Genomic DNA, 20,412 nt, shown 5'->3' with positions numbered 1-20,412 from the left:
ATCAGGGAAAATAATTGACACACGACTCTAATAGTCAAATTTGATTAACAAAAAAATTTGAGAGAAAGTAATCTCGAGGATGAAAAATAAATAAATTGCGTCAGAAAATCTGCTAAGAAGCATAAAACAATTAGTATAAAATAGAGATAGAGTTATTTTAGTTATTGTTAATAGAATTCAATATACACAATATCAAACCTGACTAAAAACTCAAACTCAATAATACCTGGTGATTTAAGAAGAATAAAATGATAGGTTAATCAGTAAATAAAAATTCCTCTGGAATTGCGGCAGCTTTTAAATTTCAAAACTACTCCTATTAAGAACAGCATTAAAATGAGATAAAACTAAAACAACAAAATGCGGCTTAATAAGTAATAGTGTCAAAGTTTTGAATTGAGTTTTACTTTTACTGAATAATAACCCTAAAAGTATTTGTAATTCTTTTGATGTTTCACCATATTAAATTGTTTACACGTTTAGGGTTAAAAGGCGCTATAAATATTTACCTAAAATTAAATGCAGAGAGTTTGAATTTTTCGCAAAGAGAGGTTTTATAGGACTAACTTTATCGTTTCCACTCAATATGGTCGTTAATGTGGTGTTTTTCGAATGTCTCAAGGATCTCTTCACAGAAACGGATAGTTTTTGTATCTTTCAACAATTTTGCCAACTCATATAAATGGATAAACATCTTTTTACCAGTTTCCGTCTGTTTATAATTTTTCTTCCTATAGTTATGAATTGAACAAAGGGTCTGGCCATTGGTCAATTCGGCTTTACCGCCCAAGTCTTTAGGTATGATATGATCTGCATGGATTTCAAAGCCGTTATGTCTACCACGCCCACATATCACACAACGATAATTGTCTCGTCTAAAAATTTCTTCCTTTTGTTCCGGTGTGAAGTCTTCCAACTCACGCACACTAACTGCAGTGGGGTCGTACCTGTAAATACCCTTCTTTACTTTGATTAGAAAACCTTTTTGATGTAATGCTCGTATAGCACGCCACGGATCACGTGGTGGAGTGCGATGCGATTTTAACCATTGTTCAGTGACCCAATCTACAACAGGCCCATGTTCAAGGTCCTCATTTGGGTGAGCATAAAAATACTCCATAATAAGTTCACTGACAGTTTTATTAGGCACGTTCCTCCCCCAGAGGTAATCTCTGCTGTATAAGTTCTGGTGCAGATAGAATCCGCTTTTTAGCTAATTCACAATAACGCGAATCAATTTCTATACCTATTCCAATTCTGTTCAGCATAGCAGCAGCTATCAGAGTTGTACCACTGCCAGCAAATGGGTCTAAAACAGTATCTCCAATAAAACTAAAAAGTTTTATACAACGTCGAGGTAATTCAATAGGAAATGGTGCTGGATGTCCTATCTTTTTCTTGCTTTCGCCACTAAAAGTCCAAACACCATTAGTCCAGTTCATAAATTCAGATTTGGTAATATCTGATTTTTTACTCCCGCTTGTTTTACGCCAGTTTTTCTTATATAGCACTACTATAAGCTCAACGGGGGCAATAACGAATGGGGCAGTAGCACTCATCCAGGATCCCCATGCAGTTCGTCGTGAGATATTACCTTCGTTCCATACAATTGTAGAGTGATATTGAAAGCCTATTTGTTTAGCAATGGTTGTAATATCAGCTCCTACGCTTTGTTGCCCTCCCTTGTTTTTATCCAATGGAATGTTCAAGCAAAAGCGCCCATCGTCTTTTAAAAATGCTAAACATCTTGTTAACCAAGCACGTGTGAATTCCAAGTATTCAGGATATGAAGTATTATCTCTATGAGAATTGTATTGAATATCAACATTGTAAGGTGGTGAAGTAACAATTAAGTCTATGCTATTGGGACTAATTGTGCTTGTTGTCAAAATATCATCATTGATCATGACAATTTTATCGCTCGAGTAAAATACATTTGATTTTTCCAATTAAGTTACTCCTTCTCGTAATTATATCTTACCTGAGATACCTTCCTTGCTATCCTGTTAATATTCCGTCGCCAATTAATATTAAGAGGATTCAAACAATGATGCAATATATTTAATTGTAAGTTTTAGCTTAGTTAATGTAACTCGTAAAAAGTCTTATATTGTCCCTAAAATGATGGTGAACAATTATAAAAAGAAACTATAACTAAAATACAATTTCAAAAACACAATTTCACAGCAAAAAATGAGTCGCTAATATGCCACTATTATTCTACTTATTTTGTATGCATTACATGCAATAAATATAATTTTTTTGCTTTGCTTTAGTATTTAAAAAACAAAATACAATTTTTCAAATGAGTGAAATTTATTTCTTTATTGAAATTTAGGATAAGAAATTTAAATCACTTATAATAATGTTTGATTGGCAAAAAATGATAAGAAATAAAACTCTTAGGTAGGAAGGATAAAAAATTCCTATGATTTTAGAACGGAAAATAGTAGTGAAGCTCCAAATCGTATAAAAATCATTAATGAGGAATGATGTTGACTTGGATATTAAATGTTTACAATTACAAACCTGACTAAAAATTCAAACTCAAGAATACCTGGTAATTTAAGAAGAATAAAATGATAGGTTAATCAGTAAATAAAAATTCCTCTGGAATTGCGGCAGCTTTTAAATTTCAAAACTACTCCTATTAAGAACAGCATTAAAACCGAGATAAAACTAAAACAACAAAATGCGGCTTAATAAATAGTAGTGTATTTTATATTCACATGAAAGTTGACCGTTTGTCATAAAACATCCCAAAATTATTTAATGTTATAATTACTTAAGGCTTCCTGCGCCAGTTGAATAACTATGTTTCTTAACTCGCATGGTTCTATCACTTCGATACCTTTACCCCTAGAGACAATCCAGCTAGCTATCTCTCCCAAAGAATTAACTATTGTCTCGAAAATAATCGAACCGTCTGAATTGTATTCAATTTTTTGATACTCCATTAAACGTCTCGATAATATTCGTTCTTTCCATAGTGGTGAAAACTTGATCTTGACTTTAATTTTATCTTTGCTCAACCAACTCTTAAATGAAGTTGCAAACATCTCATTTAGTTCCTCAAGGTCATAAGGATTGATTTGTTCATCAGAAATTTCAATATCAAGTATATTACTAAGTATGAATTGTTTTACCGTCTCTTCGTTTTTCCCTAAAAGTCTCCATTGTTTATCTCTCTGAAAAATACAATACGGTTCAACAATCATTTTTTTTGTTGGCTTACCTGCTCGTCTTTCATATTCAATACGTATTTTCCTATTTTGTTCAATTGCCTTTTGCAATGATGTCATAGTTATAAGAGCTTTAATACCCTGTCTGGCTACCAGTAAATTTGTAGCCCCGTCTATGTATCTATTAGATAAAGCCACTCCGAAATACTGAATAATGAAAAATCTAATTAAGTCATCTCTTAATAAAGACGTAATAGAAATACCTTTTTGGGAATTTGAATGGATATCGACTCCTATAGAACGTAATTCCCGTAAATCGCGTTTAATCGTAATATCACTTACATTAAATAGCTCACTCAAATCGTAAACATTATACTTATTTGGCGACTCTAAAACTAAACTTAGAATTTCTATCTGGCGTTTGATCTTGAGACTCAAATTTTCCATAAGTAGATATACTTTTTAATATAAATTAAGACTTTTTTAAAAAAATATCATTCAATGATACTCTAATTTCAATGTTAAAAATTACTTTTGAATATTATAAAACGGAGGTGTCTAATGCATTTAAGCGAAATAGTAAATATCATACAGACGTTTTGTCAACAATACACAAAACCAGATTTATTGAGGGAAATTCGAAAAAACATAGAAATGTTAGAAAAAGAGAACATAGTTGAAGAGAAAGTAAATTTAGATAATGCGTATAATTTAGTAATTAATACTCTCATGTTAATCGAACAATCTTTAGAAGGCAAAATGTCATTAGAGGATTTTTTATTGCTTAAGATAGGTAAGACAGTCTTGGAAATTTTAAACGAAAGATTCGATGGTTTAGAAGATGAAATTGACTCTGAAATACAAAAGATGAATCAAATATATCAAAAAATTGAGTATGAGAGACGAATAAAAGGTGAATTTGTAGACCAAATAAATATAGAAAATCCAAATGGCTATGTATTGCTTAACGAATTTTTTCAAGGTGAGGCGGTAGGAATGTTCGAAATTACGCACGAACAGCTATTTGATGTAATCGATATGTATAAGGAAGTGAAAGAAAATATAATTCTCAACATAGAAGATAATGCCTTTACAAATAAAGAATTACCTTTGTTCGGAACAACAAAGTTCGAGCGGCAGGAGGATGGATCGTTAACGATTTATTTCAATATGCCAAATAGCAGTTTAATAGCAGGATTGTCTGACAAAGAAAGAATGATTGTTTGCATAGATGCCGGGATATTTGGATTCCTTAAAGATAATCCCCAAGTAAATGTTTATTATCAAGATAGTAAAATCGGGAGTCTAAAAGAATTATTACCTCGACTCAATTATTTTTGTGTTACTCGCTATAACAAAGTCGTCTGCATAATTGGTGATTGTATAAATGAGTAAAAGTTAATTTAGTTTATATTTGAAATAAACAATGCATAATGAATGCAATATTATTTTCAGTTTTTCCAAGTTTTTTGATCGATCTTAATTTCTATTTGAAAATATAAAGAATGAGAGTACTAATTAAATGAATAGTGAGCCAAGAGAATAACTTTATAGTTTCACTTTTTTAAATATTCTCTTTTATTATGTATAATTATAAGTTTATTCATTATTATTTATTGGTGATAATAAAATTATTTTTGTCTAATTTCATAAATAATTAATTGTATAATTACTTTATAAAATTATCATTATTTGTTTATAATTATTGATTTGCTTATTATAAATTTTTAATTAAAATATATTGCAATGAGTTTCTTTTGAAGGTGTTAGAATTCCAAATTAGCTACTAAAAAATCTCTGTTTTTTTAAGCTTAATTAACATATAAAAATGCTTTTAATATATTTCAAAATTATTTAGATTGCAGATTATTCAGTAAGTTTATTATTAAATTTATATGCTTATGAAATAAATAATCAGCTAACTAAAGATGTCTTAATTTTGTAAATAAATAATAAGTTAAAATGATTTTTAATATCAATAATAAATAAATTTAAGAAGGGTGTAAAATGAGACAAAATGAATTAACAACAGAATTAAAACAAAGTTATCCTTGGTTGAACGCAGTTCATGATTACGGCAATCTCTTGAATTCTATTGATAAGCTAATTGAAAAATATAAAACAATAATAAATGAAAAAGATTCTTTGAAAGGTGAAGCTTATAAGTGGAAATTGGTTAGAAATTATGAAGGATTACCAAGAACAGATAATTTAAAAAATTTTCAAGATGATATGAATAAGATTATTAAAAAATCTTCTAACTTAATTTACTGGAGAAATAAAAATAGTATAATTGATAATTTAAAAAAATATCCAGGAGATTATATGCATCTATTGGATAATCTATTTAATGAGTCTATGGATTTGGGTCAAAGGTTGGAGAAATTTAAAGAAGATCTCGAAAAGTTAAAAGCTAATGACAAAAATTTAAGAGAACATGATGAATCGACAATTGCTTTCTTACTAACATTACATAATCCCTCAAAATACACTTTTTATCGGGATCAACTTTATCAAGCGATCTTGTTATATATGGGGGTTGATAATAAAGAAAAAGTAGGTAAGAAATATTCCTCGTATCTGAATATAATTGATTTTTTAATAGAGAATTTTATTAAGCATGACAAGGACTTAATAAATATGGTCAGTGAAAAAGTTCAAATAACGACATTTGAAGAAAAAGACTACAAACTTCTTGCACAGGACATTATATGGCAAGTTCTTGTGAATGATGAGGAAAATGGTCAACTTCAAGAAGAAAGTAATTCGTATATTAATAGTGAAAATAATAACCAAAAAAGGTTACCACTGAATCTAATATTATACGGTCCTCCGGGTACAGGAAAAACTTATGAGACTGTAAGTAGAGCATTGTCAATTATAAATAATAAATTTTATGAAAGTAGAAGCAAAGAAGATAAAGAAGAGTTTGATAGACGCTTAAAAAATAGACAAATATTTTTTACTACATTTCACCAGAGCATGACTTATGAAGATTTTATCGAGGGAATAAAACCAAAGTTATCTGACTTACATGCATCTCCGAAGATTGACAAGGAAAAATCTAAAACAGATAGAGCTGAAAATGAGGGGAGCGTAAAGTATGAAATTAAAGATGGGGTCTTTAAACAAGCGTGTGCCATTGCTGCATATTACTGCCATTTAAAAAAGAAGATAGGTAAATCAAACAAGAAGAAAAACAAAGATAATTTTATAGAAATAACCAACGATATATTCGAAAAGATATTAACAGAGTTCAATGAAGGAAAGTATAACCAAGCTGTCAAAGAAAAATCGCACGAAGCTGAACGAGTTGTTTTAATCATAGACGAAATCAATCGAGGAAATATTGCGCAAATATTTGGGGAATTAATCACCTTAATTGAAGAGGATAAACGCTTGGGTAACAATGAAGCTTTGAGCGTTGTATTGCCTTATAGCAAGAAGATTTTTTCGGTACCCGCAAATTTGTATATAATCGGTACTATGAACACTGCAGACCGTAGTGTAGAAGCTATGGATACTGCCTTAAGAAGAAGATTTGTATTCGAAGAGATTGAACCGCTATATGAAGGTCCTAAAGAACTTGATCAAATATATGGTCAATATAGAATAGGAGATATTCTAAAGACAATCAATGCTCGCATTGAGAAACTTTTGGACAAAGACCATAGGATTGGACATTCTTACTTTATGTTTAGCGAAGATGGAAACCTTGAAGAAAATTTAAAAGATGTTTTTTACAATAGGATTATTCCGCTCCTACAAGAATATTTTTACAATGATTACGGAAAAATTGGTCTTGTATTAGGTAAAGGTTTTATTGAGAATAAAGACGATCAAATTAACTTTGCATCTTTTGACTATCCTGAATTAGAAGATTACAATGAACGTAAATTGTATAAAATTCAAAAAAACAGAGATAACTTTTACGAAGCAATTGAAGAATTAATGAACCATAATTCCATTTAGAACTGATGAGTCGTAAAATAATAACTGTATTCGAACACGGTATCTTAAAATTTGATAAATCTGATTATCCGCTTTATGAAGCCTTAGTCAGATATTTTGAAGATAAAGCTACACCGTACTACAGCTTAATACATAACGGTGTGAAATTTAACCAATATGTTGGTGTACTTCAGATTGGAAATTATTTAATAGAAGTATTACCAAAGGCAGACAGAGTATCTAATGGAGACATAAAAAATCGCGATGAAATATATAAGTGGCGTAGAGTATTAATTAGTATGCTTAGAACTGTCAATAACATTAAGGTGGATTATACAGGTTACTCTAATTTAAGAATACATCGTAATACTATTCTGGATCTTTATTTTGAATTATTCATACATGAATTGGAATACTTGATTAAGACAGGATTGGTTAAGAGTTATAGAAGGATAGAAAAAAATCTTACTACCTTCAAGGGGCGTTTAGTTTTTAATAATCATATTATCAAGAATTATATTCATAGGGAGCGTTTTTTTGTCAATTATTCATTTTATGATTATGAGAATCTTTTTAACATTATCTTATACAAAGCACTTAACTTAATAAGTAAAATAAATACTAATCTTAATTTACAAGATAGAATTAATTCACTTTTATTTAACTTTCCAGAATTGCCAAATATCAAAATAACCCAATCTACTTTCGATAAACTTGTTTTTAATCGTAAAACGCATTGCTATAAAAATGCAATCAATATTGCTAAACAGATATTATTACAATATCACCCCGATTTAAGAACAGGAAGACATAGTGTACTTGCATTAATGTTTGATATGAATGAGCTCTGGGAAAAATTTATTTTTTATACATTGAGAAAATACAAAGACGAACAAACTAAAATCGAGAGTCAAAAGTCGATGCGATTTTTAACTTTAAATAATACGCACATGAATATAAGAGCTGATATAATAGTAAATAATAATAACATGCAATTTGTACTTGATACAAAATGGAAAGTGCTTCAAGATTTTACTCCCTCGAGTGAAGATTTATATCAAATATTTGTTTATCAAGAATATTATAATGCCCAAATTTCAGCATTAATATATCCATATGGAGCCAGCAACGAATCGCAAAAAGAAGATAAGTTACGACGAGGATTTTTTAGAAAATCAATACGATATAATTCAGATGACAGGAAATGCTTCTTAATAAAAATACCTGTAATAATAGAGGCGGATAAAAATATATCATTTTGGCAAAAAGAGATTTATAAAAATTTGTGGTCAATTCTAACAGCCCCTTAAGAGGTATAAAATAATGTATAAAATGTCATTTCTTTACTGATATAATCAATTCAATGAGAAATATTCTTTAAAAACCACAAACTATTGAGTGACTGTATCTTAATTTTATCAATCTTATTGTGTAAAAAAAGCTTTTACAGATCATAGTTTTTCAATATAGAAGACGACGAGAATTCCTTGTTTGTATTAAACCATAGTGAAGCAATCAGGAACTCTAAAACTCTTTTTGATAAAAGGAATACTACGATTGGATATTTTATTAATAATGACTTTATAGTATCAGTTCAGCATTAAATTGAATTATGGCTATATAAGAAGGAGGAAAATATAAACAACATATTTAACCTTGTGCCGGCTTTACTTTTCATTTTTTCTTAATAAATTTTTTTAGCTTTTTACTTAAAGTTTTTCAAAAATTTTGTTTTTTTCTAATAATCATTAACTGAATAACAGTGAACTTTTATAGACACTTTGTTATAAAAATCCAAGTACCTAAAATTTTGTTTCATAACCTCATCAATATTATTCAAGGATTTATCAACAAAAGATTCTTTTTTGAATGTTTCTGTGGTAGTATTCAATTTTACAATAAGTTGAGAGGGCATTCTATTTATTTTGCAGGTTATCGTTTTTTGTAAAGAGTACAATGTTATTGCATATAGCAGATTCAATCCATTAAGATTTTATCAGATTTACTCTTCGCTAAGATACTCTTATACATAACTTATAATCAGATGGATAGAGGGTATTAATAGCTATCTGTTTGATAAAATTTTTTAAATAAACTTTTTCAAGTACTATTGAATTGAAACCTTTTGATAAAAAAATCATCAGATTGGCTGTATAAAATAATTAAAAGAGGAATATCATGCTTTACACAAATCTTACTCATGTTCTTTCAAAAGACGAGCATTCAAAATTATTACAGGAAAATGAAAATGTAATGATTTGCTGTGGGCGAATGGGTCCCATGTGTATCCCAGTTTACGAAGTGATGGAAGAACTCGAAAAAGAATATCCGCACGTTAAATTTGCCGATATGGAATTCGACATTCCAGATGCAAGTGTAATTAGAGATTTACCAGAATGCAGAAACTTTGCAGGCTTGCCCTTCGTGGTCTATTATAAAAATGGCAAAGTTGTAAAAGCTACAAGTAGTATACAGACAAAAGAGCAGATTACTGCTATCCTTGATGAATATTTTGGTAATAATAAATAATTAATTTTTTCCCGGAGCATCGAGATGGAAAATCATTACGACGTAATTGTTATTGGAGCAGGAGCCGCAGGTCTAACAGCTGCTATCTATTTGTCGAGAGCAAAAGTAAATACGCTCATTTTGAATGAAGGAGCTGTAGGCGGACAAATGGTATTGACGCACGAAATAGCAAATTATCCTGGTGTCGATTCGATTAGCGGCTATCAACTCGCAAGAAATATGAAAAATCAAGCTCTTAAATTCGGGGCTCAAATTAAAACGAACATAAAAATAAGCAAAGTCAATCTCGAGGATGAAATAAAATCTGTTGAACTGACGAACGGTGAAGTTTATACTTCCGATGCATTGATAATTGCAACGGGTGGGCGTTCGAGAACTCTGGGTGTTCCGGGAGAAGATAAATTCAAGGGAATGGGGATTTCGTATTGTGCTACGTGCGATGGCGACTTTTTCCAGGATAAAAAAATTATCGTTGTAGGAGGAGGAAATTCAGCACTTGAAGAAGCCGTAGCGCTTACAAAATATGCCTCGTCTGTAACTGTTGTCCATCAATTCGACCATTTCCAGGCATTCGAACATTACGTCATTGAAGCACGTAAAAATCCCAAAATCAATTTTATTATGGAATCGAAAATTGAAGAATTTATAGGCGAAGAAAAGTTGAACGCTGTTAAAATTAGAAATCAACGCACAGGCGAGCTAACCGAAATGGAGATAGACGGCGTTTTTATTTTTATCGGCTATGTGCCAAATACAGAAATGTTCAAAGGCATACTCGAATTGAATGATTATGGGGAAATTGTAGTAGATAAAAATATGTCGACCAATATAAAGGGCGTGTTTGCTGCAGGTGATTCGATTGCTAAAAGATTTCGCCAGGTTACGACTGCTGTCGGAGATGGAACTGTGGCAGCGTTGAGCGCAGCCGAATACGTCAATAATTTGAAAAAGTTAAAAAGTGAACCTGTCAATTCCTGAAAGAATTCAAACTTTTATTCCAATAAATCGAATGACGGAGGCTTTGCCCTTATGTCCTTTACCTTCGTTGAGTGTCACAATTTCTTTGGCAAAATATTCGAAATCGAGGTCAATAAAATCTTCAGCTATATCTTCTAAAGAATAGAGAAGCGATAAATTTTTTGGACCGCCGGAATCATAATTCAATTGATCTTTTTCAAATGCCTCCATTATCAATCTGCCTCCTTTTTTTAAGGCATCGATGGCATTTTTGTGTATATGCTTTCTTAAATCTTCTTCAAAGTGAACAAAAAAAAGTCCTACTGCGTCGTAAGAATCCTGCGCGGGTTGAAATTTATTTAAATCACTAACAATATAGTTTATCCTCACATTTTTTTCGGCGGCCAATCGTTCGGCTTTTAGTTTACCTGATTGGCTGAAGTCAACGGCTTCTACACCCCATCCAAGTTCGGCCGCATAGACTGCATTTCTGCCTTCACCCTCTCCCAATAGTAAAATTCTTCCCGGCGGAAGTGTTGCTATTTGAATTTTAAAAAATTCGTTCGGTTCTATTCCGTAAATATATTCTTCAGAGGAATATCTTCTATCCCATAACTCTTTCATGTTGATTTCTCCGAATTGATGAACTGCGGATTATTTGGTATTTTAAAGTAACTAAAAATAAAAAAATAATTGAATTGATCGATACATCGAAAATAATAATAGTAGGCGACCGTGTTTTAATAAAGCCCGAAGAGAGTGCCTCGAAGACGAACAGCGGTCTCTATTTGCCGCCAGGCGTGCACAAAAAAGAAAAAGTACAGGGTGGATACGTAATCAAAGTGGGACCCGGTTATCCGATGGGTATTCCAGTTGAAGACGACGAACCGTGGAAAGAACGGAAGCCAATTAAATATTTTCCTCTGCAAGCCCACGAAGGCGATTATGCCATCTTTCTAAGAAAAGAAGCAGTGGAAGTCGAAATTGACGGCGAAAAGTTAGTCGTTGTTCCTCAAGCTGCAATTCTTATTCTTTACAGGGACGAAGACCTGCTCTCATAATTTTTATCTGACTCTACAGCTTATAACTTATGATTTATATTCTGGAATTAATTTTAATTTAGGGATGAGGGATTAGGGAACAGGGAGTAATTAATTATTCTATGATTATGTGCTTGGTTCGTTGTTCAATGTTCGTGGTTCTTTGTTCAAAGTTTTTTGGAAGAGGGAGTCTATTATTTTTGTGAGGAATGAATCGAATACTCAGTTTCAAGCTAAGCTCTCAAAACATTGGCCCTCGTCTTTGTGATTGAGCAAAGCTAACGAAGCAAACACTGATACAATTCTCTACAAACAAAATAGCTTCGTCCCCGTTAAGCTGGATTTGCGATGACAGATAAATCACCACATCTTTAAAAACGAACATAAACTTGTTTATTCGAGTAAGACCCCCGTCTTTAAAAGTGAAACGAGAGTAGCAAACTCACTCTAAATTAGATAATATATTCCAAAAACAAAGAACCCCAGCACCCCAGCACATCAGCACTCCAGCACATCAACGTTCCTGTAATCCAGCATCAAAAACAAACTTTTGACAAATTAATGGTATTAGAGTGAAAATTAAACGTTATACCAGAACAAGAAATGTTAAAATTTTCTCGTTATAATTTACATTTCTCATTATTTTAAGGCTGCTGAAATAAATTTATAAATAAATATGAGAAAAACATGCATCGCAGAAAAATTTTTCAAATAATCTTTTTTGTAGCGATAATTCCGTTTGTTTTGACAGCGCAGAAAAAAGAGAAATACGAAAAACACTTTGAGATGATTTATAAAGTTGAAACTACGCCTGTAAAGAATCAAGCGAAAACAGGTACTTGTTGGTCGTTCGCTACAATGTCATTTATTGAAACAGAATTAATCAGGATGGGCAAGGGAGTTCATATCCTTTCGCCGATGTGGAATGTGCGGTTTACGTATCCATTAAAAGCGGAAAATTATATCAGATACAATGGATTGGCAAACTTTGGTATGGGTGGTCAGGCGCATGATGTAATGAATGTAATTCGCCGATACGGAATGGTTCCGGAGGAGATTTATCCCGGCTTAAAGTGGGGAGAAAAAGAACATAACCATGGCGAGATGGACGCCGTACTTAAAGAGATTGTAAGTACTGTAGTTAAGAAAAAAGGGGGAAAAATTACTCCCGCATGGAGGCAGCTTGTCGAAAGCGCGCTCGAAATTTATCTTGGTGAACCTCCGGCAGAATTTGAATACAATGGCAAAAAATACACTCCCAAAAGTTTTGTTGATTCACTCGGATTTAATCCCGATGATTATGTTGAATTTACTTCTTTTACACATCATCCATTTTATGAAAAATTTGACCTTGAAATTCCAGATAACTGGAGCAAAGATTTATATTATAACGTACCAATCGATGACTTAATGCGTATAATGGATTATGCACTCAAAAATGGATATTCGATTGCCTGGGATGGAGACGTCAGCGAAAAAAGTTTCGACAGGAAGAAAGGAATAGCCACTCTCCCCGTAGAGGATTCAAGCGATGAAGAGAGTAATGAAAATAATGAACAGTTAATAGAAAAAACTGTCGATCAGGAAATGAGACAGGAAACGTTCGACAATCAAACTACTACAGACGACCACCTGATGCATATAGTTGGACTGGCAAAAGACGAAAACGGCAATAAATATTACTATACCAAAAACTCGTGGGGCACCAAAGATAAAAAATACGACGGTTACTGGTATATGTCGGAGTCTTATACTAAACTAAAAGTTATTGCCATAATGGTTCACAAAGACGCCGTTCCGAAGGATCTAAGAGATAGATTAGGATTTTAAATCGGAGCTTTGAACTTTTCTAATTGCACCAGACATTTTTTATCGGAAACCCGAGAAACTAATATTTGACTTTGTAGTTTCCTGTACTTATTTTGACATCGTTAAGAAACAGAATTCTATGAGTGAAAAAGAAAGAATATTAAAAGCAGCGCAGGAAAAATTTTTCCGAGATGGATTCAGCAGTGTATCTATGGATATGATTGCAGCCGACTTAAAAATGAGTAAAAAGACTATATATAAATACTACCATTCTAAAGACGAGCTGTTGAACGCTGCAGTTCAAAATCTTAAAAAGAATATTAAAAAAAATATCGGAAATATTTTAAAAGACAATCTTAATTCGATTGAAAAAATCGTACTACTTTTAGACACACTAAAATCAATGGCAGCAAGCCGACTTAGTGTCAACTGGATGAACGATATTCGCGTCTATAAACCGGATATCTGGAAGGAAATAGACGAAATGAGAACTAAGGTTATTAATAAAGATATTTTTCGGGTATTTATTCAGGGAATCGAGGAAGGTTACATAGTTAATATTCCCCCGCAGATAATTTTAGCTGTTTTTCTGAGTTCTGTTAAATCGGTTATTAATCCCGACTTTATACTTGATAATAGTTTTTCGCTAAAAGAAGCGGTGGATTATACCATGGGGATTTTCATTAATGGAATTCTTACGGAGAAAGGAAAAGAAGCTTATAAAAAAATAATCAAAAACAAACGGTCTGAAGAAAATGAAAAAGATTTTTATTCTTCTATTGGCAGTCTTTTTATATGGCTGCGGTGATAACGAACAAGAAAATATTGTCGAATCAGGTACTATCGAATCGACGGAAGCATTAATAAGCTCTCAGGTAAGCGGGCAGATAATCGATCTATTAAAAGACGAAGGCGAGCAGGTTAATAAAGGCGATACTCTCTGCATAATAGATACGACATCATACCATCTGCAATTAAAACAAGCCGAAGCTGCTTTAAAAATGGCTGAAGCTCAATTGACTTTGCTGATAAACGGAACCAGGAAAGAAGATATTAAACAGGCCGAGGAAGTTCTAAGACAGGCCAGCGCAAATTTGAGTTCTGCTAAAACTGATTATGAAAGAATTAAGAACTTGTTTAATACCGGCGCGGTCAATAAAAAACAGCTCGACGATGCTGAAACGAGATATCAGATAATGTCTGCTCAGTACAATTCTGCCGAAGAAAACTTGAGAAAACTCAAAAACATTGCAAGACCAGAAGAAATAAAACAAGCCGAAGCAAATGTCCAAAAAGCCAGAGCTTCGGTTGATCTTTTGAAAAAAAATTTGAAAGACTGTTTTGTGGTTTCTCCAATTGATGGATTCGTTGTGAAAAAATTCATTGAAAAAGGTGAAACGGTTACAATGCTCTCAGCTCTATTTAAAATATCCGATTTGAGCAAGGTTAAAATGTCGATTTATATTCCTGAAACTGAATTGCCGAAAATTAAGCTTGGACAGAAAGTAGAAGTTGCAGTAGACGCTTATCCCGATAGAATTTTTAAAGGCAGAATAATTTACATTTCCCCCGAAGCTGAATTTACACCTAAAAATATCCAGACCAGAGACGAAAGAACAAAACTTGTATTCGAAGTTAAAATCGAAATACCAAATCCAGATTTCATTCTTAAAGTTGGAATACCGGCAGACGCAACAATTCAACCTGGATTGAATTGAATGAACGGAATTATAGAAATTAATAATCTGCATCGCAAATATGGAAAAACCGTTGCCCTCCGCGGCATATCCTTGAGTATAAAAAGAGGAGAAATGTTTGGATTTGTTGGACCGGACGGTGCGGGTAAAACAACTACCATAAGAATTATGTGCGGACTACTTTATCCAAGTGAAGGAACTGTTCGCTTATTTGACGAAGATATTCGCGAAAAGAGAAATTCCATTCAAAAAAGAATCGGATATTTATCGCAAAAATTTAGTCTTTACGGCGATCTTACTGTCGACGAAAATATCGAATTCTTTGCCGAAATTCATGACGTAACGGATTACAAAAAGAGAAGGGAAGAGCTGCTCGAATTTACCAGATTGAAACCTTTTAGAAAACGATTGGCAGAAAAACTCTCGGGAGGCATGAAACAAAAACTCGCATTGGCATGCAGTTTAATCCATAAACCGGAAATATTGTTTCTCGACGAACCAACTACGGGTGTGGACCCGGTTTCGAGACGCGACTTCTGGAAAATACTGGCAGATTTGATTAAAGAAAAAATTACTATAGTTATGGCTACTCCTTATCTCGACGAAGCCGAAAGATGCAGTCGGGTTGCAATGTTTAATAACGGTGAAATTATTGCCTGCGATACTCCAGGCAATATAAAAAAATCTATTGGCTTGTGGAGTCTCGAAATTGTGTGCAAACCAATTAAAATAGCCCATGAATTATTGTCTTCTGAAATTAATAATGATATTCAACTTTTCGGTGACAGGATTAATGTATTGGTAAATAACCATGAAGAAGCCGATAGCATTTTGAGAATATTAAATTCAGCAAATGTGGAAGTGATAGACAGTCGATTGACCGAACCTTCAATAGAAAATGTATTTATGAATCTGATTAAACACAGGAAATTGAGCGGATGAACTATAGTATCGTTGTGGAAAATTTAACAAAAAAGTTTGGCGATTTTACTGCAGTAGATTCCATTTCATTCAAAGTTGAAAAAGGAGAAATCTTTGGATTCCTTGGTGCCAACGGTGCTGGTAAATCGACTACAATCCGAATGCTGTGTGGCTTGCTCGAACCGACTTCTGGAGATGCTGTTGTCGGTGGCTTCAGCATTATGAAAGAACCCGATAAAGTGAAGCAAAGTATTGGTTATATGTCACAGCGCTTTTCACTATATAATGACCTGACTATCGAAGAAAACATCGAATTTTTTGGTGGAGTTTATGGTCTTAAAGGAAAGCTACTTGAAGAGCGAAAAAAATGGGTGCTCGAAATTTCGAATCTCGTCGGGAAAGAAAGATCGCTAACCGGAGATTTGCCAGGCGGTATCAAACAACGCCTGGCTCTGGGCGTTGCAGTAATTCATAAACCCGAAATATTGTTTCTTGATGAACCTACCAGCGGCGTTGATCCGGTTTCAAGAAGAAATTTTTGGGATTTGATTAATCGCTTTTCGGACGAAGGGACAACTGTTCTTGTAACGACTCATTATCTGGAAGAAGCGGAATACTGCAACGATATTATTTTGATCAACGCTGGAAGATTAATTGCTGAAGGAAACCCGCAAAGACTCAAAACCGAATATATAGACGGCGATGTTTTTGAAATCGAAACAGAAAAACCTGTCGATCTGATGGATATTTTAAAGAAGGCAAAGTTTATTATCGACGTATCGATTTTTGGGAAAAAAATTCACGTCATCACAAAAAAACAGTTTGAAAATCCCGCTGAATTAGAAAATTACTGTACTCAAAAAGGATTTAAGATCGACAGAATAACACGTATTGTTCCAACTCTTGAAGACGTATTTATTCATTTACTGGAACATGGGAGTAACAATGCTCAACAGAATTAAAGCAATCGCAGTTAAAGAGACACGACAGTTGCTCCGGGATGTAAGGATGATGGGAGTGATTTTTCTTTTCCCTGTTTTTCTGCTTGTTGTATTTGGATATGCAATCAATTTCGATGTTCAGCATATACAACTGGCTGTTTTAGACAGGGACAATTCCTCTGAGAGCAGGAAATTTATTAATTCTCTTTTGAGTACAGATTACTTCGACCTGGTAACGAATCTTAAATCGGATATAGAAATTAAAGAGTATCTTGATAGAAAAAAGGCACAATGCATTGCTGTTATTCCGTCAGATTTTTCAAATGAGATACACAGAAACGAAGTTGCTAAAATTCAATTTCTTATCGATGGAGTCGATGGAAATACAGCTACAATAATAATGAATTATGTTAATGTTGCCGTTGCGAATTATTCAAATAATCTGAACTATGAATTTCTATCCTCAAGGGGAATAAAATTAGCATCATCGATATCACTTGAACCGCGATTCTGGTTCAATCCCGATTTAAATTCTACACGGTTTCTAATTCCAGGTCTGATAGGAATGATACTAATTATAATTGCAGTTGTAACAATTTCGTTATCAATTGTAAGGGAAAAAGAACGTGGAACCGTTGAGCAATTAAATGTTTCTTCTATAAGAATTCCGGAACTCTTGATTGGGAAAGCCATACCGTATATCGTAATAGCCTTTATAAATGCGGGAGTAATTCTGGCTGCCGGGTATCTTTTTTTTGGAATTGCTGTTAAAGGAAGTTATTTATGGCTGTTAATAAGCACATTATTCTTTCTGGCGGCGTCTATCGGTATTGGAATTTTGGTTTCCATAATTGCAGATTCTCTTCAAGTGGCATTTCAAGCCGGTACGTTAATTTCGCTTTTACCTTCTATGCTCCTGTCGGGTTTTGTATTTCCGATTGAAAGTATGCCATATATTATTCGCATCTTTTCGAATGTTACTCCAACGAAATTTTATATTGTATGCCTCCGATCGATATTGCTTAAAGGAGCCGGAATAGAAGTTTTTTGGGATCAGTTGCTCTATATGGCAATCTTCACTGTGATAGTTGTAGTTGCTGCTTCGAAAATATATAATAAAAAACAATTGAAGGAATTAAACGGTTGAAGGGAAATGGTTTCGCCACAGTAATCCATTTTATAATTAAAGAATTCCAGCAGCTTAAGCGTGACCCGAAAATGTTCGCTATTGTTCTTGCTGCACCGGTTCTCCAGACAATAATTTTAGGATATGCTGCTACATTCGATGTGAATAATGTCGATTTTTATTTACTCGACAGAGATAAATCTTCTGCCAGCCGTAAATATGTTGAAAAGATTATAAACTCCGGTTATTTCACAATTAAGGGGAACACAGAAAATTATGAGGAAATTGAAAATGCCATTATGAACGGAAAAGCCGTGATGGGATTGATTATACCTCGAGAATTTGAAAAGGGGATCGAAAACAATAACGGAACAAAAGTTCAGGTAATTGTCGATGGTTCTGACGGTAATAAAGGCTCAATTGCTTTCGGATACATTCAGGCGATAACCGCTGCTTATGCAAAAACAATTCTACTCGATAAAATAGAAAGAAATGGCATAAGGGTTCCATTGAAATCAGTAGATGCCGAAACCAGAATCTGGTACAATCCTGAATTAAAAACTCGAGTATTTATGGTGCCGGGCATAACGGCGCTTCTGTTGATGATTATTACAACGTTGCTTACTTCGCTTGCCATCGTAAAAGAAAAAGAATTCGGCACTCTCGAACAGTTGATTGTTACCCCGATTAAACCGTGGCAAATGATTCTCGGCAAAATATTGCCTTTTACCATACTCGGATTGATAATGATACTGTTGGTAAATTCAGTTATGATATTTTGGTTCGGTATTCCGATAAGAGGCAGCATCCTCTTTTTCTTTTTTGCATCTTTGCTCTTTATTCTTTCTACACTCGGGATAGGACTATTTATATCGACAGTTTCCAGAACACAACAGCAAGCAATGATGGTAACGGTTTTCGGAGCTACGATGCCGATGATTTATCTTTCGGGATTTGTTTTCCCGATTGAAAATATGCCCAGAATAATTCAGTATGTAACCTACATAATCCCGTTGAAATATTTTATTACTATTATTCGCGGCGTCATCCTAAAGGGTATCGGAATAGCAGATTTGTGGCAGGAAACATTAATACTGGCTCTGATGGGGACAGCGATACTTTTCCTCGCCGCAAAGAGATTTCACAAAAGACTGGAATGAATTTGACATTATTGTGTTATAGCTATAACTTACAAAACGATTAAAAGGGGATTAAATGAAAAAAGCCGTGTATCTGCCTTTGTTGTTTTTTCTTATATCAATTGTTTCTTGCAATAAAGAAAATCCGTTTGAACCCGATATTGAAATTATAAAAAAATACGAGATTGTTTTTGTTTCCGACAGAGACTACAGCGGAGAAACTAATCTGGAATTGGGAAACAAAACGGAACTTTATACCACTGGACTCGACAGCATTTCCCAGAAACGATTGACTTTTAATCAAACCTGGGATTTCGATCCGATTTATTCTCCAGATGGTTCTAAAATTCTATATACTGCTTTCGATAACTCATCAAATTCTAATATTGTATTGTACGACCTTGCAACTAAAACGCAAAAAATACTGAGCGAGGGCAGAGAACCTGTTTTTTCGAAAGATGGGAGTAAGATTGCATTTTTGTATGACGAAAGCATTGCTCTTATAAATAGCAACGGAACAAACAGAATTAAATTAAATTTACCCGAAGGAAAACCACGCTCGATTAATTTTTCCCCCGACGGCAGCAAATTGATTTTCATTTTACAGAACAACAATACTTCTGATATCTATACAGTAAATATAGACGGATCGAATTTGAATAAACTTACCGACAATGAAGATTATGAGGTTTTGTGCAATTATTCTCCGGATGGTTCAAAAATTATTTCTGTCGCTTATAAAAATTCAGTGGCTCAAATTTTTATTATGAATAACAACGGCTCTAACAGAAATCAATTGACAAATACAACCGAATGGAACAATAAACCTCTATTTACTCCCGATGGTAAAGAAATTATCTTTGTCAGTAATAGAAACGGCAGGTCTGAAATTTTTGTGATGAATTCGGATGGTAGCAATCAAAGGCAGCTCGTAAGCTTTTCTGATTTTGCAGACAGTCCCGTAATTTCTTCCGATGGCAAAATAGTCTGTATTACGGTGGATAATGGATTGAAGAAAAACCTCTGGTTTTTTAATAGAGAAACCGGTCAACTCCACGAGATGCCCGGTTTCAATGCAAATAATTTTTCGGCCAACTTTAAGCCGTTTTCTGAATAATAA

18 protein-coding genes are annotated in these 20,412 nt (G+C 33.4%); 14 read left to right on the top strand and 4 right to left on the bottom strand.

The features are described 5' to 3' along the window. Window positions 1-568 precede the first annotated feature (568 nt). The 3 genes from ACUN8G_RS03300 to ACUN8G_RS03290 form a co-directional block, all read right to left on the bottom strand. Window positions 569-1,150 (bottom strand): HNH endonuclease, encoded by a 582-nt coding sequence (locus tag ACUN8G_RS03300; RefSeq protein ID WP_437345698.1) that lies wholly within the window; start codon window positions 1,148-1,150, stop codon window positions 569-571. After that, the gene (locus ACUN8G_RS03295; RefSeq protein ID WP_437345788.1) at window positions 1,143-1,907 is read right to left on the bottom strand and encodes a DNA-methyltransferase; all 765 of its coding nucleotides are present in this window, start codon (window positions 1,905-1,907) and stop codon (window positions 1,143-1,145) included. The genes ACUN8G_RS03300 and ACUN8G_RS03295 overlap by 8 nt, the downstream gene beginning before the upstream one ends. A gap of 858 nt (window positions 1,908-2,765) precedes the next feature. Beyond that, window positions 2,766-3,629 carry a helix-turn-helix transcriptional regulator gene (locus ACUN8G_RS03290; protein WP_437345697.1) on the bottom strand — a complete coding sequence of 288 codons (864 nt, stop codon included), beginning with the start codon at window positions 3,627-3,629 and terminating at the stop codon, window positions 2,766-2,768. Between the two features lie 114 nt (window positions 3,630-3,743). Here ACUN8G_RS03290 and ACUN8G_RS03285 point away from each other — a divergent pair, with 114 nt between their 5' ends. The 5 genes from ACUN8G_RS03285 to trxB all read left to right on the top strand — a co-directional run bounded on the left by ACUN8G_RS03285 (window position 3,744) and on the right by trxB (window position 10,640). Next, window positions 3,744-4,577, top strand: a complete 834-nt coding sequence (locus tag ACUN8G_RS03285) for a hypothetical protein (protein ID WP_437345696.1) — start codon at window positions 3,744-3,746, stop codon at window positions 4,575-4,577. 612 nt (window positions 4,578-5,189) lie between these two features. Continuing rightward, complete coding sequence (locus tag ACUN8G_RS03280) at window positions 5,190-7,154, top strand: McrB family protein (RefSeq protein WP_437345695.1); 1,965 nt, start codon at window positions 5,190-5,192, stop codon at window positions 7,152-7,154. Between the two features lie 5 nt (window positions 7,155-7,159). Next, the gene (locus ACUN8G_RS03275; protein WP_437345694.1) at window positions 7,160-8,443 is read left to right on the top strand and encodes an McrC family protein; all 1,284 of its coding nucleotides are present in this window, start codon (window positions 7,160-7,162) and stop codon (window positions 8,441-8,443) included. A gap of 868 nt (window positions 8,444-9,311) precedes the next feature. After that, window positions 9,312-9,662, top strand: coding sequence for a thioredoxin family protein (locus ACUN8G_RS03270; RefSeq protein WP_437345693.1), 351 nt, complete (start codon window positions 9,312-9,314; stop codon window positions 9,660-9,662). Window positions 9,663-9,686: 24 nt separating this feature from the next. Then, window positions 9,687-10,640 (top strand): thioredoxin-disulfide reductase, encoded by a 954-nt coding sequence (gene trxB / locus ACUN8G_RS03265; protein ID WP_437345692.1) that lies wholly within the window; start codon window positions 9,687-9,689, stop codon window positions 10,638-10,640. Window positions 10,641-10,646: 6 nt separating this feature from the next. Here trxB and ACUN8G_RS03260 read toward each other — a convergent pair whose 3' ends face one another. Next, window positions 10,647-11,243, bottom strand: coding sequence for a class I SAM-dependent methyltransferase (locus ACUN8G_RS03260; protein ID WP_437345691.1), 597 nt, complete (start codon window positions 11,241-11,243; stop codon window positions 10,647-10,649). A gap of 74 nt (window positions 11,244-11,317) precedes the next feature. Between ACUN8G_RS03260 and ACUN8G_RS03255 the strand changes: the two genes are divergently transcribed. The 9 genes from ACUN8G_RS03255 to ACUN8G_RS03215 all read left to right on the top strand — a co-directional run bounded on the left by ACUN8G_RS03255 (window position 11,318) and on the right by ACUN8G_RS03215 (window position 20,409). Beyond that, on the top strand, window positions 11,318-11,680 hold the full coding sequence (locus ACUN8G_RS03255) for a co-chaperone GroES (protein ID WP_437345690.1): 363 nt from the start codon (window positions 11,318-11,320) through the stop codon (window positions 11,678-11,680). Between the two features lie 666 nt (window positions 11,681-12,346). Continuing rightward, window positions 12,347-13,489, top strand: coding sequence for a C1 family peptidase (locus ACUN8G_RS03250; RefSeq protein ID WP_437345689.1), 1,143 nt, complete (start codon window positions 12,347-12,349; stop codon window positions 13,487-13,489). A gap of 118 nt (window positions 13,490-13,607) precedes the next feature. Continuing rightward, window positions 13,608-14,276, top strand: a complete 669-nt coding sequence (locus tag ACUN8G_RS03245) for a TetR/AcrR family transcriptional regulator (protein ID WP_437345688.1) — start codon at window positions 13,608-13,610, stop codon at window positions 14,274-14,276. Continuing rightward, window positions 14,224-15,186, top strand: coding sequence for an HlyD family secretion protein (locus tag ACUN8G_RS03240; RefSeq protein WP_437345687.1), 963 nt, complete (start codon window positions 14,224-14,226; stop codon window positions 15,184-15,186). The genes ACUN8G_RS03245 and ACUN8G_RS03240 overlap by 53 nt, the downstream gene beginning before the upstream one ends. After that, entirely contained in the window at window positions 15,187-16,107 is a 921-nt protein-coding gene (locus ACUN8G_RS03235) for an ABC transporter ATP-binding protein (RefSeq protein WP_437345686.1), read from the top strand. Beyond that, window positions 16,104-17,048: an ABC transporter ATP-binding protein gene (locus ACUN8G_RS03230; protein WP_437345685.1), complete on the top strand. Its 945-nt coding sequence runs from the start codon at window positions 16,104-16,106 to the stop codon at window positions 17,046-17,048. The genes ACUN8G_RS03235 and ACUN8G_RS03230 overlap by 4 nt, the downstream gene beginning before the upstream one ends. Further along, window positions 17,032-18,174, top strand: coding sequence for an ABC transporter permease (locus ACUN8G_RS03225; RefSeq protein WP_437345684.1), 1,143 nt, complete (start codon window positions 17,032-17,034; stop codon window positions 18,172-18,174). Before ACUN8G_RS03230 ends, ACUN8G_RS03225 begins: the two co-directional genes overlap by 17 nt. Further along, complete coding sequence (locus ACUN8G_RS03220) at window positions 18,171-19,313, top strand: ABC transporter permease (RefSeq protein WP_437345683.1); 1,143 nt, start codon at window positions 18,171-18,173, stop codon at window positions 19,311-19,313. The genes ACUN8G_RS03225 and ACUN8G_RS03220 overlap by 4 nt, the downstream gene beginning before the upstream one ends. Window positions 19,314-19,368: 55 nt before the next feature. Next, window positions 19,369-20,409, top strand: a complete 1,041-nt coding sequence (locus ACUN8G_RS03215) for a beta-propeller domain-containing protein (protein WP_437345682.1) — start codon at window positions 19,369-19,371, stop codon at window positions 20,407-20,409. The last annotated feature ends 3 nt before the right edge of the window (window positions 20,410-20,412 follow it).

The organism is Melioribacter sulfuriphilus, from assembly GCF_052656625.1.
The sequence above is the reverse complement of the archived record's forward strand: the minus strand, read 5'-3'. Positions and strand labels throughout refer to the sequence as shown.

Coding starts and splice junctions, on each gene's coding strand:
- ACUN8G_RS03295 (WP_437345788.1), bottom strand. CDS start 1,907: ATGATCAATGATGATATTTTGACAACAAGCACAATTAGTCCCAATAGC.
- ACUN8G_RS03290 (WP_437345697.1), bottom strand. CDS start 3,629: ATGGAAAATTTGAGTCTCAAGATCAAACGCCAGATAGAAATTCTAAGT.
- ACUN8G_RS03285 (WP_437345696.1), top strand. CDS start 3,744: ATGCATTTAAGCGAAATAGTAAATATCATACAGACGTTTTGTCAACAA.
- ACUN8G_RS03280 (WP_437345695.1), top strand. CDS start 5,190: ATGAGACAAAATGAATTAACAACAGAATTAAAACAAAGTTATCCTTGG.
- ACUN8G_RS03275 (WP_437345694.1), top strand. CDS start 7,160: ATGAGTCGTAAAATAATAACTGTATTCGAACACGGTATCTTAAAATTT.
- ACUN8G_RS03270 (WP_437345693.1), top strand. CDS start 9,312: ATGCTTTACACAAATCTTACTCATGTTCTTTCAAAAGACGAGCATTCA.
- trxB (WP_437345692.1), top strand. CDS start 9,687: ATGGAAAATCATTACGACGTAATTGTTATTGGAGCAGGAGCCGCAGGT.
- ACUN8G_RS03260 (WP_437345691.1), bottom strand. CDS start 11,243: ATGAAAGAGTTATGGGATAGAAGATATTCCTCTGAAGAATATATTTAC.
- ACUN8G_RS03250 (WP_437345689.1), top strand. CDS start 12,347: ATGCATCGCAGAAAAATTTTTCAAATAATCTTTTTTGTAGCGATAATT.
- ACUN8G_RS03245 (WP_437345688.1), top strand. CDS start 13,608: ATGAGTGAAAAAGAAAGAATATTAAAAGCAGCGCAGGAAAAATTTTTC.
- ACUN8G_RS03240 (WP_437345687.1), top strand. CDS start 14,224: ATGAAAAAGATTTTTATTCTTCTATTGGCAGTCTTTTTATATGGCTGC.
- ACUN8G_RS03235 (WP_437345686.1), top strand. CDS start 15,187: ATGAACGGAATTATAGAAATTAATAATCTGCATCGCAAATATGGAAAA.
- ACUN8G_RS03230 (WP_437345685.1), top strand. CDS start 16,104: ATGAACTATAGTATCGTTGTGGAAAATTTAACAAAAAAGTTTGGCGAT.
- ACUN8G_RS03225 (WP_437345684.1), top strand. CDS start 17,032: ATGCTCAACAGAATTAAAGCAATCGCAGTTAAAGAGACACGACAGTTG.
- ACUN8G_RS03215 (WP_437345682.1), top strand. CDS start 19,369: ATGAAAAAAGCCGTGTATCTGCCTTTGTTGTTTTTTCTTATATCAATT.